14 protein-coding genes are annotated in these 19,666 nt (G+C 47.2%); 13 read left to right on the top strand and 1 reads right to left on the bottom strand.

All coding sequences use genetic code 11. From position 1 onward, the window contains the following. Positions 1 to 32 precede the first annotated feature (32 nt). The 6 genes from RH949_RS22105 (at position 33) to tilS (ending at position 8,076) form a co-directional block, all read left to right on the top strand. Complete coding sequence (locus RH949_RS22105; protein WP_446356162.1) at positions 33 to 566, top strand: Mov34/MPN/PAD-1 family protein; 534 nt, start codon at positions 33 to 35, stop codon at positions 564 to 566. A 170-nt stretch (positions 567 to 736) separates the two neighbouring features. Next, positions 737 to 1,909 carry a molybdopterin-synthase adenylyltransferase MoeB gene (moeB, locus tag RH949_RS22100; protein WP_446356160.1) on the top strand — a complete coding sequence of 391 codons (1,173 nt, stop codon included), beginning with the start codon at positions 737 to 739 and terminating at the stop codon, positions 1,907 to 1,909. A 635-nt stretch (positions 1,910 to 2,544) separates the two neighbouring features. After that, positions 2,545 to 4,281 carry a DUF3352 domain-containing protein gene (locus RH949_RS22095; RefSeq protein ID WP_446356158.1) on the top strand — a complete coding sequence of 579 codons (1,737 nt, stop codon included), beginning with the start codon at positions 2,545 to 2,547 and terminating at the stop codon, positions 4,279 to 4,281. Between the two features lie 342 nt (positions 4,282 to 4,623). Then, the gene (gene ccsB, locus RH949_RS22090) at positions 4,624 to 5,688 is read left to right on the top strand and encodes a c-type cytochrome biogenesis protein CcsB (RefSeq protein ID WP_006099717.1); all 1,065 of its coding nucleotides are present in this window, start codon (positions 4,624 to 4,626) and stop codon (positions 5,686 to 5,688) included. Positions 5,689 to 5,799: 111 nt separating this feature from the next. Beyond that, positions 5,800 to 6,891, top strand: coding sequence for a KGK domain-containing protein (locus RH949_RS22085; protein WP_446356156.1), 1,092 nt, complete (start codon positions 5,800 to 5,802; stop codon positions 6,889 to 6,891). A 174-nt stretch (positions 6,892 to 7,065) separates the two neighbouring features. Further along, a complete protein-coding gene (gene tilS / locus RH949_RS22080) occupies positions 7,066 to 8,076 on the top strand; it encodes a tRNA lysidine(34) synthetase TilS (RefSeq protein WP_446356154.1) in 1,011 nt (336 codons plus the stop codon). Between the two features lie 45 nt (positions 8,077 to 8,121). Here the strand turns inward: tilS and hmpF are convergent, their stop codons facing one another. Continuing rightward, positions 8,122 to 9,882, bottom strand: coding sequence for a pilus motility taxis protein HmpF (gene hmpF / locus RH949_RS22075; protein ID WP_446356152.1), 1,761 nt, complete (start codon positions 9,880 to 9,882; stop codon positions 8,122 to 8,124). Between the two features lie 1,162 nt (positions 9,883 to 11,044). On the opposite strand from hmpF, the gene RH949_RS22070 reads away from it, so the two are divergent. The 7 genes from RH949_RS22070 (at position 11,045) to RH949_RS22040 (ending at position 19,441) form a co-directional block, all read left to right on the top strand. Next, the gene (locus tag RH949_RS22070; RefSeq protein ID WP_006099631.1) at positions 11,045 to 12,343 is read left to right on the top strand and encodes a response regulator; all 1,299 of its coding nucleotides are present in this window, start codon (positions 11,045 to 11,047) and stop codon (positions 12,341 to 12,343) included. Positions 12,344 to 12,598: 255 nt separating this feature from the next. Beyond that, on the top strand, positions 12,599 to 12,964 hold the full coding sequence (locus RH949_RS22065) for a response regulator transcription factor (protein ID WP_006099778.1): 366 nt from the start codon (positions 12,599 to 12,601) through the stop codon (positions 12,962 to 12,964). A 24-nt stretch (positions 12,965 to 12,988) separates the two neighbouring features. Then, positions 12,989 to 13,519: a chemotaxis protein CheW gene (locus RH949_RS22060; protein ID WP_006099833.1), complete on the top strand. Its 531-nt coding sequence runs from the start codon at positions 12,989 to 12,991 to the stop codon at positions 13,517 to 13,519. Between the two features lie 77 nt (positions 13,520 to 13,596). After that, the gene (locus RH949_RS22055) at positions 13,597 to 16,791 is read left to right on the top strand and encodes a methyl-accepting chemotaxis protein (RefSeq protein ID WP_446356149.1); all 3,195 of its coding nucleotides are present in this window, start codon (positions 13,597 to 13,599) and stop codon (positions 16,789 to 16,791) included. 63 nt (positions 16,792 to 16,854) lie between these two features. Next, the gene (locus RH949_RS22050; protein ID WP_006099676.1) at positions 16,855 to 17,640 is read left to right on the top strand and encodes an MlaE family lipid ABC transporter permease subunit; all 786 of its coding nucleotides are present in this window, start codon (positions 16,855 to 16,857) and stop codon (positions 17,638 to 17,640) included. A gap of 56 nt (positions 17,641 to 17,696) precedes the next feature. Continuing rightward, positions 17,697 to 18,086, top strand: a complete 390-nt coding sequence (locus RH949_RS22045; RefSeq protein WP_006099780.1) for a DUF3119 family protein — start codon at positions 17,697 to 17,699, stop codon at positions 18,084 to 18,086. A 152-nt stretch (positions 18,087 to 18,238) separates the two neighbouring features. Further along, positions 18,239 to 19,441 (top strand): DUF3086 domain-containing protein, encoded by a 1,203-nt coding sequence (locus RH949_RS22040; protein ID WP_006099967.1) that lies wholly within the window; start codon positions 18,239 to 18,241, stop codon positions 19,439 to 19,441. The last annotated feature ends 225 nt before the right edge of the window (positions 19,442 to 19,666 follow it).

The following is a 19,666-nucleotide window of genomic DNA, read 5'->3' as shown; positions in this document are numbered from 1 at the left end:
AGATTATACTTGTTCCCCATTCCCTGAGATTGATGTCAAACTCAGATCATTCCCCAACCAATATCGTCAACGTTAACCCTGCTCAGATTCAGGCGATGCAAACTCACGCCGAAAACACCTACCCAGAAGAATGTTGTGGTTTGTTATTAGGTCATATTAAGGGAGAAGTAAAAACCCTAGTGGAAATCATCCCCACAAAAAACGCTTGGGATACTCAGGCGGCGGAAGCCTTTCAAGGGGTAAACGGTTCACCCCGTCAGTCAGGGACGAAACGGAATCAGTTTAGCATTGCCCCAGAGGTGATGTTGAAGGTTCAGAAGCTCTCACGCGATCGCGAATTAGATATCATTGGGATCTATCACTCTCATCCTGACCATCCAGCCATTCCCTCAGAATTTGATCGGGCGATCGCATGGCAGCGTTATTCGTATATTATAATTTCCGTTCAACAGGGTATAGCTTCTGACCTGAGAAGCTGGACTCTTGATCCCCATCACCAGTTTCAGCCTGAAGAAATTATCACGGTAAAGGAACCGGGGAAAGGGGGAGCTGAGGGAGCAATGTAGAGACGTGCTATGGCGCGTCTGGGAGCTGGGGAAGCTGAGTAAGCTGGGGAGGTTAACTCACGCACCATGCCATGCCCTTGAACGAAGCTAAGGGTCACGCGCCATGCCCTCGAACCAAGTGCAGGGTCAAAACTTCCCCAATCACTGATCGCTAATCTTACCAAATTGCCATGTTAAATCCCAATCTGGAAGAAATCCAACTAACCAAAGAAGAATACGAACGATATTCTCGACACCTAATCTTGCCGGAAGTTGGACTAGAGGGACAAAAACGCCTCAAAGCGGCGAGTGTTCTCTGTATCGGTACCGGAGGACTCGGTTCACCCCTCTTACTGTACTTAGCCGCCGCCGGGATTGGACGTATCGGAATCGTAGATTTTGATATCGTCGATAGTTCCAACCTGCAACGTCAGGTAATTCACGGGACATCCTGGGTAGGGAAACCGAAAATTCAATCGGCAAAAACCCGGATTCTAGAAATTAACCCCTATTGTCAAGTTGATCTCTACGAAACCCGCCTGACATCCGAGAATGCGCTGGATATCGTGAAACCCTACGATGTGGTTGTCGATGGAACCGATAACTTTCCCACCCGTTACCTCGTCAATGACGCCTGTGTAATCCTGGGTAAACCTAATGTCTACGGTTCCATCCTGCGGTTTGAAGGACAAGCCAGCGTCTTTAACTACGAAGATGGACCCAATTACCGGGACTTGTTCCCCGAACCCCCACCTCCCGGAATGGTTCCCTCCTGTGCTGAAGGTGGCGTTTTAGGCATTTTGCCCGGAATTATTGGACTCATCCAAGCTACGGAAGCCGTTAAAATTATCCTGGGTAAGGGGACAACCCTCAGCGGACGGTTGTTACTGTACAATGCCCTGGATATGAAATTCCGGGAACTGAAACTGCGACCCAATCCAGTACGCCCCGTTATCGAAAAATTAGTAGACTACGAACAATTCTGTGGCATTCCCCAAGCCAAAGAACAGGAGGCGCAACGGTTAATGGCAATTCAAGAAATGACCGTTCAAGAACTCAAGCAATTGTTGGATAGTGACACCAATGATTTTGTCCTCGTTGATGTCCGCAATCCCAATGAATACGAGATTGCTAAAATTCCCGGTGCTGTTTTAGTCCCATTACCGGATATTGAACAGGGTTCAGGTGTCGAAAAAGTTAAGCAACTCCTAAATGGTCACCGCTTAATTGCCCATTGTAAAATGGGAGGACGTTCGGCTAAAGCCTTGGGTATTCTCAAAGAATCCGGAATTGAAGGGATCAATGTCAAAGGAGGCATTACCGCTTGGAGTCGGGAAATTGATCCGTCCGTACCGGAGTATTAAACATTCGTGTCAACTTAAGCTGAATGGCAAGGGGAGCGGGGGGAGCTGGGACTTATAGCACTACGCACTCTAGTTAGGACATAAAAGAAAAATTCAAATCGCTCAATCCCTTGATGATTAAGAGTTTTTCTTCACTATTGCATAAGACACTATTGCCTATTCCCTGGCGCGTAGCGCTATAAGTTGAATGGCACTGAAATAAGCATTAGGGAATCGCCGAAACCTTTGATAGATCGTAGTGGCGTGGCACACCTTATTTGATGAATTAGAATGGGAGACCCGAAACCGTAGGGGCGCAAAGACTTGCGCCCGATTCAATGGTCAAATCTAATCCACAATTTTAGCTGTGCCACGCCGCCATCGTGGGTTTCGACTTCGCTCAACCCATCAGCATACCAGTCAGTGGCATTCGACTTAAGTTGACACTCATGGGCTGTAGGGAACAGTTGAACCCGATAAACGTTCGTAATTTAAAGGTTATTGTCAATCCCAGCGAAATTATTATAATGCAAGCATCTTGCTCGCTACTAATACGATTAATTTATTTAGGGCTTGCTGCATAAAATCCAAGCCTTTATATTTATCTCTTTACCAATGACATAAGACGAATGACAAATGACAAATAACGAATATTCATGCTGAGAAAAAATAAACTGGTTCTACGGGTAACATTAGCCCTAATTGTTATCCTGATGAGTGGGAGTGTCATCGCCTATTCTCTGTTCGTACAACACAATCTCTGGCTGGCAAAAGCACCAGTGGGGGCAAAACTCGTTCCTCAAGATACCCTGATCACAGCCTTAGTGTCTACAGACAGCAGTAAATGGCGACAATTGCAGCGATATGGCACACCCAACACTCTAGCGGCGTTAGTCAGACAACTCGCCCAGCTTGAGAAAAATCTGCTAACAGACAACGGCTACGACTACGAGGATGATATCCAGCCGTGGTTGGATGAAACGGTGATGATTGCCTATCAGGGGGATAGTACATCTGCACCAGAAACGGAACCGGAGCAAACGTCCCCTGTCACGCTACCGTTTATCAAACTCCCCGACTTAATCATCTTACCGATTGATAACCCTGCCCACGCTAAAGAAATTGTGGCTAAAACCACGTCTCAGAAAGTGACTCAGTTTGGCGAGAGAACCTATCGCGGGGTTCAGATTCGCGAAACTCAAAAGCCCAATAGCCAAAACTATTCGGTTACTGTTTTGGAACGGTTTGTCGTGGTTACGTCAAATCCCCAAACCATGGAACAGGTGATTGACACCTATAAAGGGGTGACATCTGTGGCATCTACGCCGGGATATATTGAGGCTTTAGCTACAATTGACACCACCCAGGCGTTTGCTCAAGTGTACTTAAACCTACCTGCGTTCACCGCCACCGCTGCCGCCAACTCCACGCGATCGCTCCCGCCGGAACAACTGGCTCAAAGGCAACCCCAGCAAGGGCTGGTGACGAGTATTTCCTTGGAGTCGGATGGGATACGTTTTCGCGGCATGTCTTGGCTGAAACCGAATAGCCAAAACGCCTATCCTATTGAAAATACCAGTAGTCGTTTACCCAGACGCCTCCCTGCCAATACCCGATTAATGCTGAGTGGTAGTAATTTCGCCCAATTGTGGAATAGTTACGCCCAAAACGCCCCCTCTAATCCCCTGATCCCCATTCCCCCAGCGAATCTGAGTGCCGGGATACAGACAACTCTGGGCGTAGATGTACAAGAGGATTTATTACCCTGGATGGCAGGTGAATGGGTAATCGCCCTCATCCCCGCGACTGAGGATTTGCTCACACCCCCAGAAAACCAGCCGCAACCCATGCTAGGCGCAGGTATCACCGTCATGATTCTATCGAGCGATCGCGCGGCTACAGAAAAAGCATTCCAGCAGCTTGATCAAGTGATGGAAACTCGCTATCAGTTGACGGTGGAAAACACCCAACTTAATAATCAACCAGTGGTACGGTGGACATCTCCCCTAGGAGGCATTACCGCTACCCACGGCTGGTTAGAAGGAAATATCGCATTTCTCACCTTCGGCGCACCCATTGCTGATGCCATTGTTCCTCAACCCCAAGCCCCCTTGACTCAAACACCACTGTTTCAGCAAATCGTACCCACCAAACCCAGTCCCCACAATGGTCAAGTTTTCATTGAGGTTGAGCGTCTCTTAAATCGAGATAATTTAAATTTGCCTCAACTTCCCTCTCAACTTGATCAGATGATGCAGGCAATCCGCGCGATCGGTTTGACGACAGCCGTAGAAGATCAGCGAAATACACGCTTTGACTTATTTGTCAAGCTAAAAACGATACTACCGTCCAATCCAGTTCCGGTTCCTTCTTCTCCGATACCCTCCCCTTGATTCGGGGGAGATGGGGGAGATGAGGAAGTTAACTCAAAACTCTACCTTACCTGTTCCCTATTGCCTAAGCTGTTCGGCATTTAAACCTTAATGTCAATAATGGCTCTCATCCTTGTAGTGCGAGGTAGTGCGAGCATCTTGCTCGCTACCCATTCCCAATTTAAATGCATGACAGCCTATTCCCCATTCCCCATTCCCCATTCCCTGACAAATGACAAATGACTAATAATCCAAAAAATCGTTATCATTATCTTTTTCGCCTCTCGTCAAGGGCAACAATCCCGATAGGATAATATAAGCGCGGCATTTCATTTCTAAACGATTAAGTCGAGAAGCGTATTTATGGATCTAGTTTCACTCCAAAACAGCTTAGATAATATTTCATTTGCAGTTCTCCTAGTCACCATGCTCCTGTATTGGGTTGGTGCAGCCTTCAAGAACATCCCCTATCTGCCCACCTTGGGCGGAACGGGTATGATTATCGCCAACCTCTGTATCGCCGCCTTACTCGGTGCCCGTTGGCTGAGTGCGGGGTATTTTCCCTTAAGCAATCTCTATGAATCGCTCTTTTTCTTAGCCTGGGGCATCACCGCGATGCATCTGGTGGCGGAAAAAATGAGCGCGAGTCGTTGGGTGGGCGTGGTTACATCTCCAGTTGCCATGGGAATTACCGCCTTTGCCGCCCTGTCACTACCATCTGATATGCAACAGGCGGAACCGTTAGTTCCGGCGTTGAAATCCAACTGGTTGATGATGCACGTCAGCGTGATGATGCTCAGTTACGCCACATTAATGGTGGGATCACTATTAGCGATCGCCTTTTTAGTCGTGACTCGGGGTCAAAATGTTGAACTGCGAGGGAGTTCCGTGGGTACAGGTGGCTTCCGCCGTAAACCGGAATCAACGGGGACGGCGTCCTATCAGCTTAAACGGAATCAGGATAACCTTCAGCCCCAGGGTAGTGGTGATAATGGGCCAATGGCGATGAGTTGGCAAGACACGTCAGGTTCGACAAGTACAGCCGTTCTGGATGCTGTTACCTCTACACCTGAATTGGCTAGCCTTCCCACCCTTTCTCCCCAACGCCTCAACTTAGCAGATACGTTAGATAATATTAGCTATCGGATTATCGGGCTAGGATTTCCGTTGCTGACGATTGGCATTATTGCGGGTGCAGTTTGGGCAAATGAGGCATGGGGTTCCTATTGGAGTTGGGACCCAAAAGAAACCTGGGCATTAATTACCTGGCTAGTCTTTGCCGCTTACCTTCATGCTCGCATTACCCGAGGGTGGCAAGGACGCCGACCAGCAATTTTAGCGGCAACAGGATTTGTTGTAGTCTGGATTTGTTATCTTGGGGTGAATCTATTGGGTAAAGGATTGCATTCCTACGGCTGGTTCTTCTAGGTATTCCAGGATTAATCAACGCGACGACCAAATCGCTTACTCCTGGATGATCCAGCGCATGACCCAATTTGTAAATCATTAAGCACACAAGTAGAACGTTAATCGGGGAAAATGGGCGTAGATAATCAGTTTGAGCCACTCGCTAGTGGTGAAGTCTTATCCGTTGACGAATCAGCGCAAATCTTAATTGGGCATCGTACCTTTCGAGTAAGCGAATTGGCGGACGCGATCAAAACGCAGCTTGAGCATGGATTGAGCGAATGGACTCAAGACAAAAATGCCTGGTTTAGTGAGGAGGGTATCTCCTGTGAAGTCTTGCGATTTAGTTCTGGTGGCTGGCAAAAAGGCAAGGTGAGAATCAATCTGGAATTTTGTCCTCAGGTGGCTGAGGATGAAACACCAGTAGCACCCGTCAGTGGAGACACTGAGACTGAGGATGATTTGGCTGAGGAAGAGTCCTCAATCAGCATGGATGAGGACTTTGATGTAGAACAGCCGTCGATGAGTCTGGATGAGGCGGATCATGAGTATGAATTATCTGCTGAGGATCAACAGCAAGACAGCCTCGGTGACTTCATGGATGAGGGGACAAGCTTTTCCATGGAGGGGCTAGAAGAAGAGGAGCCACCTGTTACCTTTGAAAGCGACTTCGATGAACTCTCTACCGAGGAGGAGGAAGAGCCATCCATCAGCTTTGAGAGTGATTTCGATGAAATGTCTCCCGGTGAGGAGGAAGAGCCACTTGTCAGCTTTGAGAGTGATTTCGATGAAATGTCTCCTAGTGAGGAGGAAGAGTTACCCGTCAGCTTTGAGAGTGACTTCGATGAACTCTCTGTTGAGGAAGAGCAAGAGTCACCTGTCAGCTTTGAGAGTGATTTAGAGGAACTCTCTGCTGAGGAGGAAGATACATCAGCTAGCTTTGATGATGAATTTGATGAACTCTCCAGCAGCATCGAAGAAGAGTTGGAGATGGAAGAGGAAAGCACCAGCAACGACGAGGAGTTGCTAGATTTGGGATCGATTTCCACAGAAAGTGATAAGGAACTCGATTTTGATGAAACCTCTGCTAGTGATGAAGATGAGTTTGATTTAGGTGATTTTTCCTCCTTAGAGGAAGAGGAAGAGGAGGACAATGAGACAGACTCCCTTCTCGATGATGTTTGGCAAGAAATGAGTCAAGAAGGTTGGCAAAGTAATCAGTAACGTTCAGTAGGTTGGTGGAAATGAGGAAGCAGGGGGAGTTGGGGAAGCTGGGGAAGTTGAGGAAGCGGGGGAAGCGGGGGGAGCTGGGGACGATGGAGCCGTTATGATTTTAGCTCAAAACTCTACACCACCCTTTTCTCTATTCGCTCACGAATGACGAATGACAAATGACGAATGTCTCAACGTTCAGATTGGACGCTACTTCACGCCCGTCTTCATCAAACGCTACAGCAAAGGCAGCTATTAGCGCCAAGTCGCCCTGTTTTGGTGGCGGTATCGGGGGGACAAGATTCCCTCTGTTTAATGAAACTGCTTTTAGATTTGCAGCCGAAGTGGAAATGGCAATTAGCGATCGCGCATTGTGATCACCGTTGGCCCGCCGACAAGGGGCTAGCAGATCACATTGAACAAGTGGCTCAGAGTTGGGCGATTCCTTTTTATCTGGAAATTGCGGATCAAGTGACTACAAGTGAGGGAGCGGCTCGACAATGGCGTTATCAGGCACTCGGTAAGATTGCCCAAACCTATCAATATCAATATGTAGTCACGGCTCACACCCAGAGCGATCGCGCGGAAACGGTTTTGTATAATCTGATTCGAGGGACGGGGGTTGATGGTCTCCAATCCCTGACCTGGCAACGTCCTCTGGTAGCCGGGGTACAGCTAGTACGCCCGTTGCTAGAGGTTACCCGTAGAGAAACGGGGGAGTTTGTGGAGCAACAGCACCTCCCGGTTTGGTTGGATGCCTATAATCAAGACCTCCGCTATGCTCGCAATCGCATTCGCCAAGAGGTACTGCCTTATCTAAAAACTCATTTTAATCCGAGGGTGGAAACGGCTCTGGGTCATACAGCGGAACTGTTACGCGCTGATGTGGAGTATCTAGAGACAGCGGCGCGATCGCTACGAGAGCAAGCCATGGGTTCTATGAGTGAGAATGAACCCACTACGACGCTCAAACTTAATCGTTTAATCTTACGACAAGCTGATCTCGCCCTACAACGTCGTGCGATTCGGCAGTTTCTGACGATTGTCCAACCGACAGCTACCAATTTTGAGCAAATTGAAGCGATTACGGCTTTAATTGAGGCGCCCAATCGCTCTCGCACCTCATCCTTTCCCGGAGGGGCAAGCGCTCAAGTCGAAGGGGATTGGATTATTTGGCGAAATAGCCAAGGGGACTAAGCTGTCACGCTTTCCCTACATTCCCGACACCCGACACCCTCAGCTCTAGGAAGCCGCCAGTTCAGGTGATTCCACCATGCTATCAACCGTTTGCCGCATTTCGGAAATGGCTTGGAGTTGATAATCGCCAACTTCCTGAATTTGATTCAGGGCTTGGGCAATCGCGTCGAGGATTTGGCGAATTTGATTCAGAGCCTCTTGCTTGGGCGGTAAGAGTTCTTGATACAGATTTACTTGACTCCACAGTTCAGCGACTTCCTGTTTCATCGAGTGCCAGTTTTCTTCCAAGTTTTGTAACTCAGAGCGTTGAGTTTCTTGCTCACTTTCTTGCTGAGTCAGCATTTCCTCGGCTTGGCTAATGCTTTGGCGCATTTGGTCAACTTGGTTTTCCAGTTTTTCCAGTTCGCTTTCCTGCTGTTGTCGCTGTTCCTCGAGCTGGTTTAAGACAGGACCGAGGTCGATTTTATGGGTATCGGTGCTACCCCCTTCACTAATTCCCTGGCGACGGCGTAAAACTCGATTATGCTGATTTAAAATCTCTTCCCTCTCCCGCAGGTTGCGGCGTTGACCGACGAGGGTTTCATCCAACATTTGGTAGCGGTCTTGCTCGTCGGCTAGCTCACTTTCCAAACTAATGCGATCGTACTCACTCGCATTATTAATTTTATCTTGCAGTTCTTCAACCGCTTGGCGCTGGAATGTGAGTTCCTCTTCCTGGTCGTTGACAAAGCGCACCACTCTCTCCAAATCTTGCTGTAAATTTTGCACGATTTCCTGGAGTTCACCTAGGGGCATATTTTCCAGCGCTTGAATGTCAACCTCTTGACTAATTTTGACATCGGCTGAACTGGTCGCTAAACGAGCAAGTTCTTGATGTAACTCTTGATGAGTTTGAAGTTGCAGGCTGAGTAGATGTACAGATTCCTGCTTCATCTCCAAGGCATTCCGCTGCACCTTCAATTCCGCTTGTGCCTCTTCATAAGAGGTTTGAACCTGCTCTAACTCTTGCTTACGCTGGTGAATGTCCTCAGCTTGCTCGTCAATTTCGGTTTGGCGTTGCTCTGCTTGTTGGCGCTGATTGTCTAGTTTTTGCCAGTCACTATCTAGTTCTGACTGCTGTTGATCAATGATGTCAAACGCTTGATTCAACTGTTCCCGCACAGTATCTGTAGGAGCGACAGCCGTCGATAGGCGATCGAGCAACTCCTGCATCGCCGCAACATCGTCCTCACTTAAACCCGAAGTTTGTTGCAGCTGTTCTTTTTGCTCATCCCAACGCCGCTGTTCACCGCGCAGATGTTCCCAAGCGCCTTCAAGTTCCTGTTGTTTTCGATCAAACTCCTCTCTGAGGCGTTCAGTTTCCTCTTTCGTACTTTCTAAGTCTTGACGCTGCTGATCGATTTGTTCAACCTCTTCCTCCATGGCTTGCATCTGTTCCAACCGCGCTTCCATTTCCATCTCGCGGCGGTTGAGTTCTTGACTTTGATACGTCAAGGACTGCTTCCACTGTTCAATTTCTTCTTCTTGACTTTTCGCCTTGTCCAACAGACGCGAAAAATTTTGTAAGATGCTCGCCAGTCTCGTCCCGGCTGGCTCAACTTCGCCTTGAATCCGATTGTTACTGACATTGACAATTGCCAAAGCCCCATCGCTCATACCACCGGCTTCGTCTCCTGGGATGATTTCATCACCTGGGACAGCGCTCCAACTCTGATCATTCCGCTGACAAGCCAGCAGTTTGAGTTCGGTCTTACTGCCGCCAAAAGGGCCAGTTTTCTGCTTTTTGACTTCTGCTAGATACAGCACACTGATCGTCCTCTTTACTTGTCTTGTACCCAATTCTTGACTAAGCCAACCTGAACTAAATCTTAGTTGATTGGGTTGCTGGTCGCACTGCTCCTGATGTTCTCAGAGCTAACCCTGATTTATAGACCGAGCAGCTTTGTCTACAATGCTAGCTTTTAGAAAGTGACAGAGGTAGCCGTGTCTTGGATTATTGTCCTGAATCTAAGCTACCACCGGATAGTCCTGACAGATCGAGAAATGCTACATATAGCGCTACGCGGGGAGGGAATAGGCAATAGGCTTTCTTGCAATAGTGAAGACAAAAGCTTACCTGACAAGGGATTGAGCGATTTGAATTTTTCTTCATTTGTCCTAACCTTAGTGCGTAGTGCTATATCTCCAACTCAACCCTTCTTAAAGGGCAAGTTTAGGTAAGCTAGGAACAGAGTAGCCTTAGCTGATTGAACCCCTATTCCTCACCATCTTCGCGCTCTATGTCAGTAGCGCGGGGTAGTTGAAGTTTATTGAACGAAGCCATTCTCGATGCATGACTTTGGCTGTATTACAATTAGTTATGAATTTCTATAAGAGATTATAAGTCCTTGGCTGGTACAGACACCAGCTTTTTGCTCGATCCTACTCCATTGGCTATAAAATTTTAGCTTCAATAACTCGATTGCTGTTTTCTGGTTACTGTTTTAGGAGTATGCTTAGCCTTGGCTTAAGAGACCCCTCGTTGGACAAGCTGCATTGTTTTGTTGAATTTAGCTAATTCGTCTCCTGAAGCCATTGCCTTGTCCCTGTATTCTAGCCAACCCTGCTAATTGGTGATTAACGCCAGCGATCGCTCACCGCCGTCCAATCCGCCTGATCAGGAGGTGTTACAGCAAGTCGAGTCCTCAATTATACTGAATACATGGAGGTTTTGATTGACTCTTCTTCTATAAATTCCAATGGCTCTCTTGAGCAAAGTTAAAATTAAAGTTTAAATTGCTCTGTTGAAACACATCCGTTAAACGATCCATTCCAACCTAATTGGATGTTATCTTAACAGGGTCAGTCAGCGGTGGTGGTAAAGCATCAAGTTGGGGTTGAGGTTAAGATGGCAGGCAACTTGGTAACCCAACAGACCATTCGCGCCTCAGCATTGAACGCAAGGTTTTAGGAGTACATTTTCCTTAAAATGCAGGGAACGTTAAATGAAATTGATATCCGCAGTATCCTGCAACTGATCGAACTGGGTCAGCGCACAGGAGAACTTTTAGTTGAGGCGCAAAGCTTCCACACCCATAACTCTGGTAGTGATTTGACTCATAAATTTATCCAGGGACGCTCTCACCTCGCGACCCCACCCCGTTGCCCTGGACCATTTTGGTTTGTTTTTTTTCTCAACGGACAAATTGCTTATGCGGCAAACAGTGATCACAGTTTGTCACGACTGCGCGATTACCTGCGTCGCTATCGAGCTGAAGCAGCTTTGGATGACATCGAAGAACCGTCGATTGCTTCGACCAATGCTCCCGAATATGGCTATCTTTGGGCGTTGCTAGAAAACCATATTATCACGCCAGCTCAAGGGCGCAGCATTCTCCACAGTATGGTACATGAAACCCTATTTGACCTGTTGAGCCTCCACAATGGATATTTTGTCTTCGAGGTTGATCCAGCCTTAGCGCCCCAACTCACCACCTTAGAAATTGCCCCCCTAGTGACCAAGATTATGAAGCAAGTCCAGGAGTGGAAGCAGTTTCATCCCCATATCCAATCCCCTAATCAATGCCCACTGATTACGGATGAAACGAAATTAAAGGCAGCATTACCGGAGAATGCATTTAGAACCCTCAAACGGTGGGCGAATGGCAAAAATTCTCTGCGACAGATGGCTCGCTATCTCAATCGTGACATCCTGACTGTCACCCGAGCCATTTACCCCTATATCCAACGGGGTTGGATTCAATTGCTGACGTCAGCACCTCAACAAACCCTCGCCGTTCGACAACCTTGGGAATCCACCCGTGCAGATCATGCACCTTCTGTAGTCTGTATTGATGATGACAAGGCAGTGGGCAAAACCGTCGAGTATATGCTGCAAGCCCAAGGATATGAAGTAACGGCAATTCAAAATCCCCTCAAAGCTCTCAGCTTACTCTTCCAAATCAAACCGGCTCTAATTCTCTGTGATTTAGTCATGCCCCAACTCGATGGATATGAACTGTGTGGCATGTTGCGACAATCGACGACATTTCGACAAACTCCAATCATTATGCTGACGGGCAAAGATGGCTTTATTGACCGTGTGAGAGCTCGCATGGTAGGCTCAACGGACTATTTGACTAAACCGTTTGGAGCTAGTGAGCTGTTGATGTTATTGGAGAAATACGTAGGTCCGGGAGATCCGGAAAAAATGAATTTCGATAGTTCCCGCCAAGTCCTAGAGGAGGAGGTCAAGGCAACCGATATTACTAAATCAGCATCGGCTTAACAACAGTGATCATCATGTAACACGCAGGAAGGTAATTCTTCCGCTACAATCACCTCATAGACTCATACAGCGATGCGCCCTAGCTCCATTTCGCAGTTAAGCCTGTCACAATAGAGAAAGGGATCAGTTCAGGATGAAGCTACCATAAAGGATACATTAATCATTACTCTATCTATGTTTAAGGGTATAGCTCAACGATACAGCTCAGTTCACGTTCAAAATTCGTGCGCTTATTGGCAAGTCAGGTAGGGGGTTATGAGTACAGTTTTGGTTGTAGAAGACAGTTTGGCACAGCGACAGATGATCTCAGACCTCCTCAAAGGCAGTGGGTTGACGGTCTCTGTGGCAAGTGATGGAGTAGAAGCCTTAGAACATATTCTGCAGTCTCGTCCTGATGTAGTGGTATTGGATATTGTTATGCCTCGTATGAATGGGTACGAGGTCTGTCGTCGTTTAAAGGCTGATCCCAAAACCCAAAATGTACCCGTGGTCATGTGTTCTTCAAAAGGCGAAGAATTTGATCGATATTGGGGCATGAAGCAAGGGGCAGATGCTTACATCGCTAAGCCCTTTCAGCCCACCGAGTTGATTGGCACAGTCAAACAGCTACTCAGGTCATAAATATAGTTAAGACTCTAGCTGCGAATGGTTGGAAATCCGGATTTTTTAACAGATACTGGTCAAGATCAAGCCCCAGAATTGCAAGAACTAGAAAGTCCTGAGGGTGAATTACACTTGCGATTTTACGTCCCTTCTGGTATGGAATTTGCTTTGCCAGCGACTGGGATTAAAGAAGTGCTTGAGCCATCTCCCAACCAGATCACCCCCATCCCTAATGCTTCCCCCTTATTATTGGGGACGATCAATATGCGAGGTCGGGTTATCTGGGTTGGTGATCTGGGTCAATTTCTGGGAGAGCCGATCCCTGTGAATACAGACCGATCAGAAATTCCCGTCATTGCCATCGAAGATCAAGATACAATGCTTGGTTTAGCCGTGGAGCGAATTGTGGACATGGATTGGTTAGATGTGGAGCAATTACAAATGGCAATGAATGTTCCGGATACGATGGCACCTTTTTTAAAAGGAGAGTGGTTATTAGATCCAGAATCTAATCAATTTTTACGACTTCTCGATCAGGTGGCAATTCTACGAGCAGCGCGGTGGGCAGCATGAATGAACAGTAAAAGAAAGGAAAAAGAGAGCAACCTTTTGTTTGTTACTTTTTCCTGGTGAGCAAAGGGAGGAGGTCAATGGCATCAAGTACAGATTACGTTCAGGAATATACACACGCACAAACGGCTTATGCACAAGGTAAATACCAAGAAGCTGCCGATCTTATTAGTCGGTTGATTGAAGAGTATCCCGATGATCCAAGTGCTTTGTTACTTAAGGGTCATATCTGTTGCTATGGTCTACAGCAGTACGAGCAAGCACGGGAACACTATGAGCAAGTTCTTAATTTAACGTCTGAACCTGATTTTATCGAATATGCCCATAAAGGTCTAGAAGATGCTAATCAATTGTCCAGCGAATTCGATTCTGTCGATTCACCCCCATCCACAGAGGACTTCGATAACAATTTCCACGATATTGATGAAACCGATGATTTGAATGAGATACCTACATTAGAAACCTGGCAAGACTCGGAAGAAATTGATGAGTCTGAGGATTTCGATTTAGGGGCTTTAGATTTAGATGAAGCGGGACTAGGGGATGATTTTGACTCAACCTCATCTTCGCCCTTTGCCGAACCCCTGGATAGTTCAGCTATTGAATCAGAGACGACGGATGAGCCAAGTTCTGTAGATGAATCCAATCCATTTGCCTTGCGCGGTTTAGACGAAGAGAGTGGTGATGTTGACAATCTTTATGAGTCATCGAGTGATTTTGATCTAAATGACAACCCCTTTGCTGAGGTAGACTATGAAGATTATGAGGAAGGAGCGAGTGATTTTGATCTAAATGACACCCCCTTTAGCGAGGCAAATTACCCAGAAAATTATGAGGAAGGAGCGAGTGATTTTGATCTAAATGACACCCCCTTTAGCGAGGCAAATTACCCAGAAAATTATGAGGAAGGAGCGAGTGATTTTGATTTAAATGATACCCCCTTTAGCGAGGCAGATTATCAGGATCACTTTGAGGACTTTTCAGCGGAGTCTGAGGATGATACGGCAGCAACATTTGTCATGCCTCCCGGTAGTGCCCCTGAATTTGAAAATGCTGAGGAGCAGAATCCACCCTCTTATGAGTCAGAATCCCATTTCGATGAAGACTTATCGGACGTTGATCAGGAAATGGAGGGTTGGCATGATGAATCGATTGACGAGTCATATGAAGACCACCCCGTTTATGAAGACGAAACCCTACTGATGAATTCAGGGGAGTTGGGCGCAAGTTTACCAACGGATACCGATGAGTTTGACTATTCGGCTGAGGAAACAGATGAGGCGATTGAAGCATTTGAAAGCCAGGAGTACACTCAGGATGAATCAGACTTCGATCAAAATGGATTTAACGCTCCCGATGAGCACTTCGACTTTGAGAGCTTTGACGATGCTTTCAGCAATGACTCATTCACGATGGATGAAGTGGCTGAGGCTGAGGCTGAGAACTTCTCAGAACTTGAAACGGACAAAGACTTTTTAGACGCTTTTGATGTATTTGAAGATGATTTAGGCTCTCTTCCCGATTTCGCCATAGACGATCAGGATGAATTAGCTGACTCGGGCGCGAGTGAATCAGATTTTGATGTTTTAAGTAACAGCGGAGTCATACCAACAGGTGGCGAAAGTGAGGGAGTTAGGGAAAATGGCGATGCCGTCCGAGATAGTGTAGCTGCTCACCAGCAATCGGCTCAGGAATATCGCTCAGTTGATAGTGATGAAGAAATTTTCAGTATTGGTAGCTCAACTGAACAACTCCCAGTTTTTAGTCAAGCCAAAGAGGGGGGACATGAACCTATCGTTAATGTTGATCAAGGGTGGCTGGCTCCCTTTGAAAATGCCTCCCTCCATCATAAACAGTGGATTATGTCGTTTGCGGCTGGGATTGCCTCCGCTTTTGTCGTTGCCTTAGTCAGTTTTTCGGCACAAAGTATTGCTGCGCGAAGTTCAGTACCCCAAGGGCAAGCTCAACCCGCCGCGATCGCGAATCTCAAATTTGCCCATGCTTTAGCCAGTGGTGCAGCATTTGCGGCTAGTTTTGGCATTACCCTGTTTCTGGGTCGGATCACCACTCGCCAGATTCAACAAGTCACAGTGGATTTACAAACCCAGTTTGATGCCGTTGCTCAGGGAAATCTTAATGTCAGTGTCCCGATCTACTCCGAGGGAGAACTCGGTCAACTGGCTTCAGGTTTCAACCAGATGGCGCGAGTGATCCTAACCACCACCAGCGAAGCCACCCGCAAAGCCGAAGAACAAGAGCAAGCCAAAGAAGACCTGCAACGCCAGGTAATTCGATTGCTAGATGATGTTGAAGGAGCTGCACGCGGGGACTTAACGGTACAAGCTGAAGTAACAGCCGACGTTTTGGGAGCAGTGGCTGACTCCTTTAACCTAACCATTCAAAATCTGCGGGAAATCGTTCAACAAGTAAAAGATGCCGCCCGTAAAGTGACCAAGGGTTCGACTGAAAGCGCGGCATTTGCTGGCAGTTTATCCAATGACGCCTTGCGCCAAGCCGAGGAACTAGCGGTTACCCTCAACTCCGTTCAGGTGATGACCGACTCCATTCAGCGAGTCGCTGAAGCCGCCCGGGAAGCCGAGGAAGTTGCCCACACTGCTGCGGATGTCGCCCACAGAGGCGGTCACGCGGTAGAACATACGGTGGCAGGCATCTTGCAAATTCGGGAAACTGTAGCAGAAACAACCCGAAAAGTCAAGCGATTGGCTGAATCTTCCCAGGAAATTTCCAAGATTGTCGCCGTAATTTCCACAATTGCATCCCGAACCAACCTGTTAGCTCTCAATGCCAGTATCGAGGCAGCTCGAGCTGGAGAGGCAGGTCGAGGGTTTGCCGTCGTTGCCGATGAAGTGCGGCAACTGGCAGATCGTTCAGCCAAGGCACTCAAAGAAATTGAGCAAATCGTCATGCAGATTCAAAGCGAAACCGGGTCGGTAATGACGGCGATGGAAGAAGGCACCCAGCAGGTTATTGATGGAACCAAACGGGCAGAGCAAGCCAAACAAGCATTGGAAGATATTATCCAAGTGTCCAATCGCATTGATGCTTTGGTGCGGGCAATTAAAGCGGATACAGTTGAACAAACCGAAACATCCCGTGCTGTTGCCCAAGTCATGCAATCGGTTGAACTAACTGCCCAAGAAACCTCTCAGGAAGCCCAACGGGTATCCAGTGCCTTGCAAAACTTAGTTGGTGTGGCACGAGATCTACTCAATTCTGTAGAACGTTTCCGTGTGGAATCAAATGAAAGCAGATAGTCCTTGGACAGTGAACAGTGAACAAGGGCAAATGACAAATGACAAATGACAAATGACGAATGAATGAATGAAACCTCTTCCTCTAGCTTGGGATTGTGGCTCCAGCGCTTGCTAGCTGCCATTTTATTAGGCGGTCAAGTCATCGTTCATCTTCTCGGTGGCAAAATCTACCGACGCAATACCCTGGAGCAAATGGCAGTTGTTGGTCCTGATTCACTCACCATTGCCCTGATCACGGCTACTTTTATCGGTGCCGTGTTTACAATTCAGGTAACGCGAGAATTTATTAACTTTGGGGCAACTACAGCCATTGGAGGGGTTTTGGCACTGGCATTGAGCCGGGAACTTGCGCCTGTATTAACGGCTGTGGTGATTGCCGGACGAGTGGGTTCAGCATTTGCGGCTGAGATTGGCACAATGCGCGTGACTGAACAAATTGATGCACTTTATATGCTCAAAACCGATCCCATTGATTATTTGGTCATCCCTCGTGTCATTGCCTGCATTCTAATGCTGCCGTTATTGACAATTCTCTCAATTATTCTCGGCATGACGGGCGGCGTATTGATTGCTGTTAATCTTTACAATATTCCTCAATCTGTCTTTCTGGATTCCGCCCGGAATTTCCTGGGAATCTGGGATTTGTTTACGGCGATGATTAAAGCCGCTGTATTTGGGATGCTGATAGCCGTCATTGGCTGTAGCTGGGGATTAACCACTAGTGGTGGAGCCAAAGGAGTTGGTCAATCCACGACAACGGCAGTCGTCACGGCTTTACTGGCAATTTTCATCACTAACTTTTTTTTGTCGTGGCTGATGTTCCAAGGCACAGGCAGTGCAGTTCTGTAGTTAGAGGTATATTAAAATAGATCATTTGTGTCGATAAACAACGGGAATTTAGTCTAGTGACCTCTGCTACTTCTTCATCTTCATCAACCCAAACCATCGAACTTGCCCCTAGCTACGCGATTCCTTTGGTATTGGTTCTGGGCAGTATACCGATTGTGCTGCTCCAAATTTGGGTCGGTTTACTCATTGCTCTTTTCGGGTTATTTTTAATGATTCAAGCGGTAACCATCCGTCTGCAATTTACCGAAACCGCATTGGATGTCTATCGTTCCCAGACTTTAATTCGCCGTTTTCCGTATAAAGACTGGTCAAATTGGCGGATATTCTGGTCATCGTTTCCAATCCTTTTCTATTTTAAGGAAGTGAATAGCATCCACTTCTTGCCAATTTTATTTGATCCCAAACAGCTTAAACGTTGCTTAGAGGAGCGCTGTCCCCAGAGTTGAGACTACTTTCCGATATGCCTTGCTAGAAATCTAACGTTTAGGCTTGAGAACACCTTGTAACAAAGGCTCTCTTGCCCGGTAACTCGCCCTTGAGAATAATCCCACCATTTAGGGGTTGGGAATGTAAATCATTATCAGATATTAATTATTCAATGAATTCAGACGAACCACAAACCCAAGAATCCAATTTAGAACAACAACCAATCTCTGAGGAATTTGATCAAGACTCTCCAGAGCAAAAACCCGAAACAGAACGCTCTGAGCCGTTAACTAATTCATCTAACCAATCTGACGTGACACAACCCCAAGCTGACTCTTCAAATGCTTTAGACTTACCTGCGCCAGATGATAGTCAGATGACACCATCAAGAAACCAACAGGAAACCGTCGCGAATTTAACTCAAACGATCGCGGATCTTGAGGCGCAAGAACAACAGTTGAGGCAAAAAATTGCCCAGCTACAAGCCAGCCAAAATCAGATTTTATCTGACCAGTTAACCAAAACCCAAGCCACCATCCAACAAATGCTCCAAGAGGGGTTAAGCGAATTAGATCAGCGCAAGCAAGCCCTTTTAATTTCTGTGGAGCAACTAGAACGCCGCCGAGAACGCATTCGCACGGAAATGCGAACCACATTTGCTGGGGTATCTCAAGAATTGGCAATTCGGGTGCAGGGTTTTAAAGACTATTTGGTTGGCAGTTTACAAGACTTGGTTGTAGCGGCGGAAGAGTTAGAATTAGCCGAACCGACGGCAGAATTCTCCCAACCTAGGATGGATGAACCTCAGCCGCCAGTTTCTTCTCCTACACCCAAATTTGCTGAACAGGCGTTTCAGGATCAGATCCAGCAAATTCGGGACATTATTGACCAATACCGGAAAATGCCAGATTATTATGGTCCGCCTTGGCAATTGCGTCGCACGTTTGAGCCAATTCATGCGGAGCGAGTGTCCAATTGGTTTTTTAGTCAAGGGGGGCGTGGGGCGATTCGCACTATCGGTAGCCGCTTGCAAAATATTTTGGTCGCCTCCGCCGTGATGTCTGTTATGCGGACGCTTTACGGTGATAGACTACGAACCTTGGTTCTTGCCAATACCCCTGAACGGCTAGGAGAGTGGCGCAGAGGATTGCAGGATTGTCTGGGTATTGCCCGCAGTGATTTTGGTCCAGAACGGGGGGTCGTTTTATTTGAGGAACCATCCGCCCTCGTGCAAAAAGCCGATCGCTTAATGACCCAGAAGCAACTTCCTTTAATTATTGTAGATGAAACAGAAGACCAGATTAGCCTTTCAATTCTGCAATTTCCTCTCTGGTTAGCCTTTGCTCCCGATCCTCAGCAACTGAGTAATTACTAATAATGGGTGGAACATCTGTCAATTGTATGTAGGGGCGGGTTTAGCCATTTAATGTGGGAATCTACTGATCACCTCTCAAAAAAATCCACCCGAATCGCGAGGGGCTACCCCTTCAACGAAGTAAGGGGTAGGGGGATAGCGGAAAATGCGAGGGGTCAATCCCCGAAGTATTTTCAATCTCTCTCTTTCTATCCCATGAGGTGGTATAGTTTAGCCATGAAACAA

It is taken from the genome of Coleofasciculus sp. A1-SPW-01, from assembly GCF_040217205.1.
In the GTDB taxonomy this organism is placed as follows: domain Bacteria; phylum Cyanobacteriota; class Cyanobacteriia; order Cyanobacteriales; family Coleofasciculaceae; genus Coleofasciculus; species Coleofasciculus chthonoplastes_A.
The sequence above is the reverse complement of the archived record's forward strand: the minus strand, read 5'-3'. Positions and strand labels throughout refer to the sequence as shown.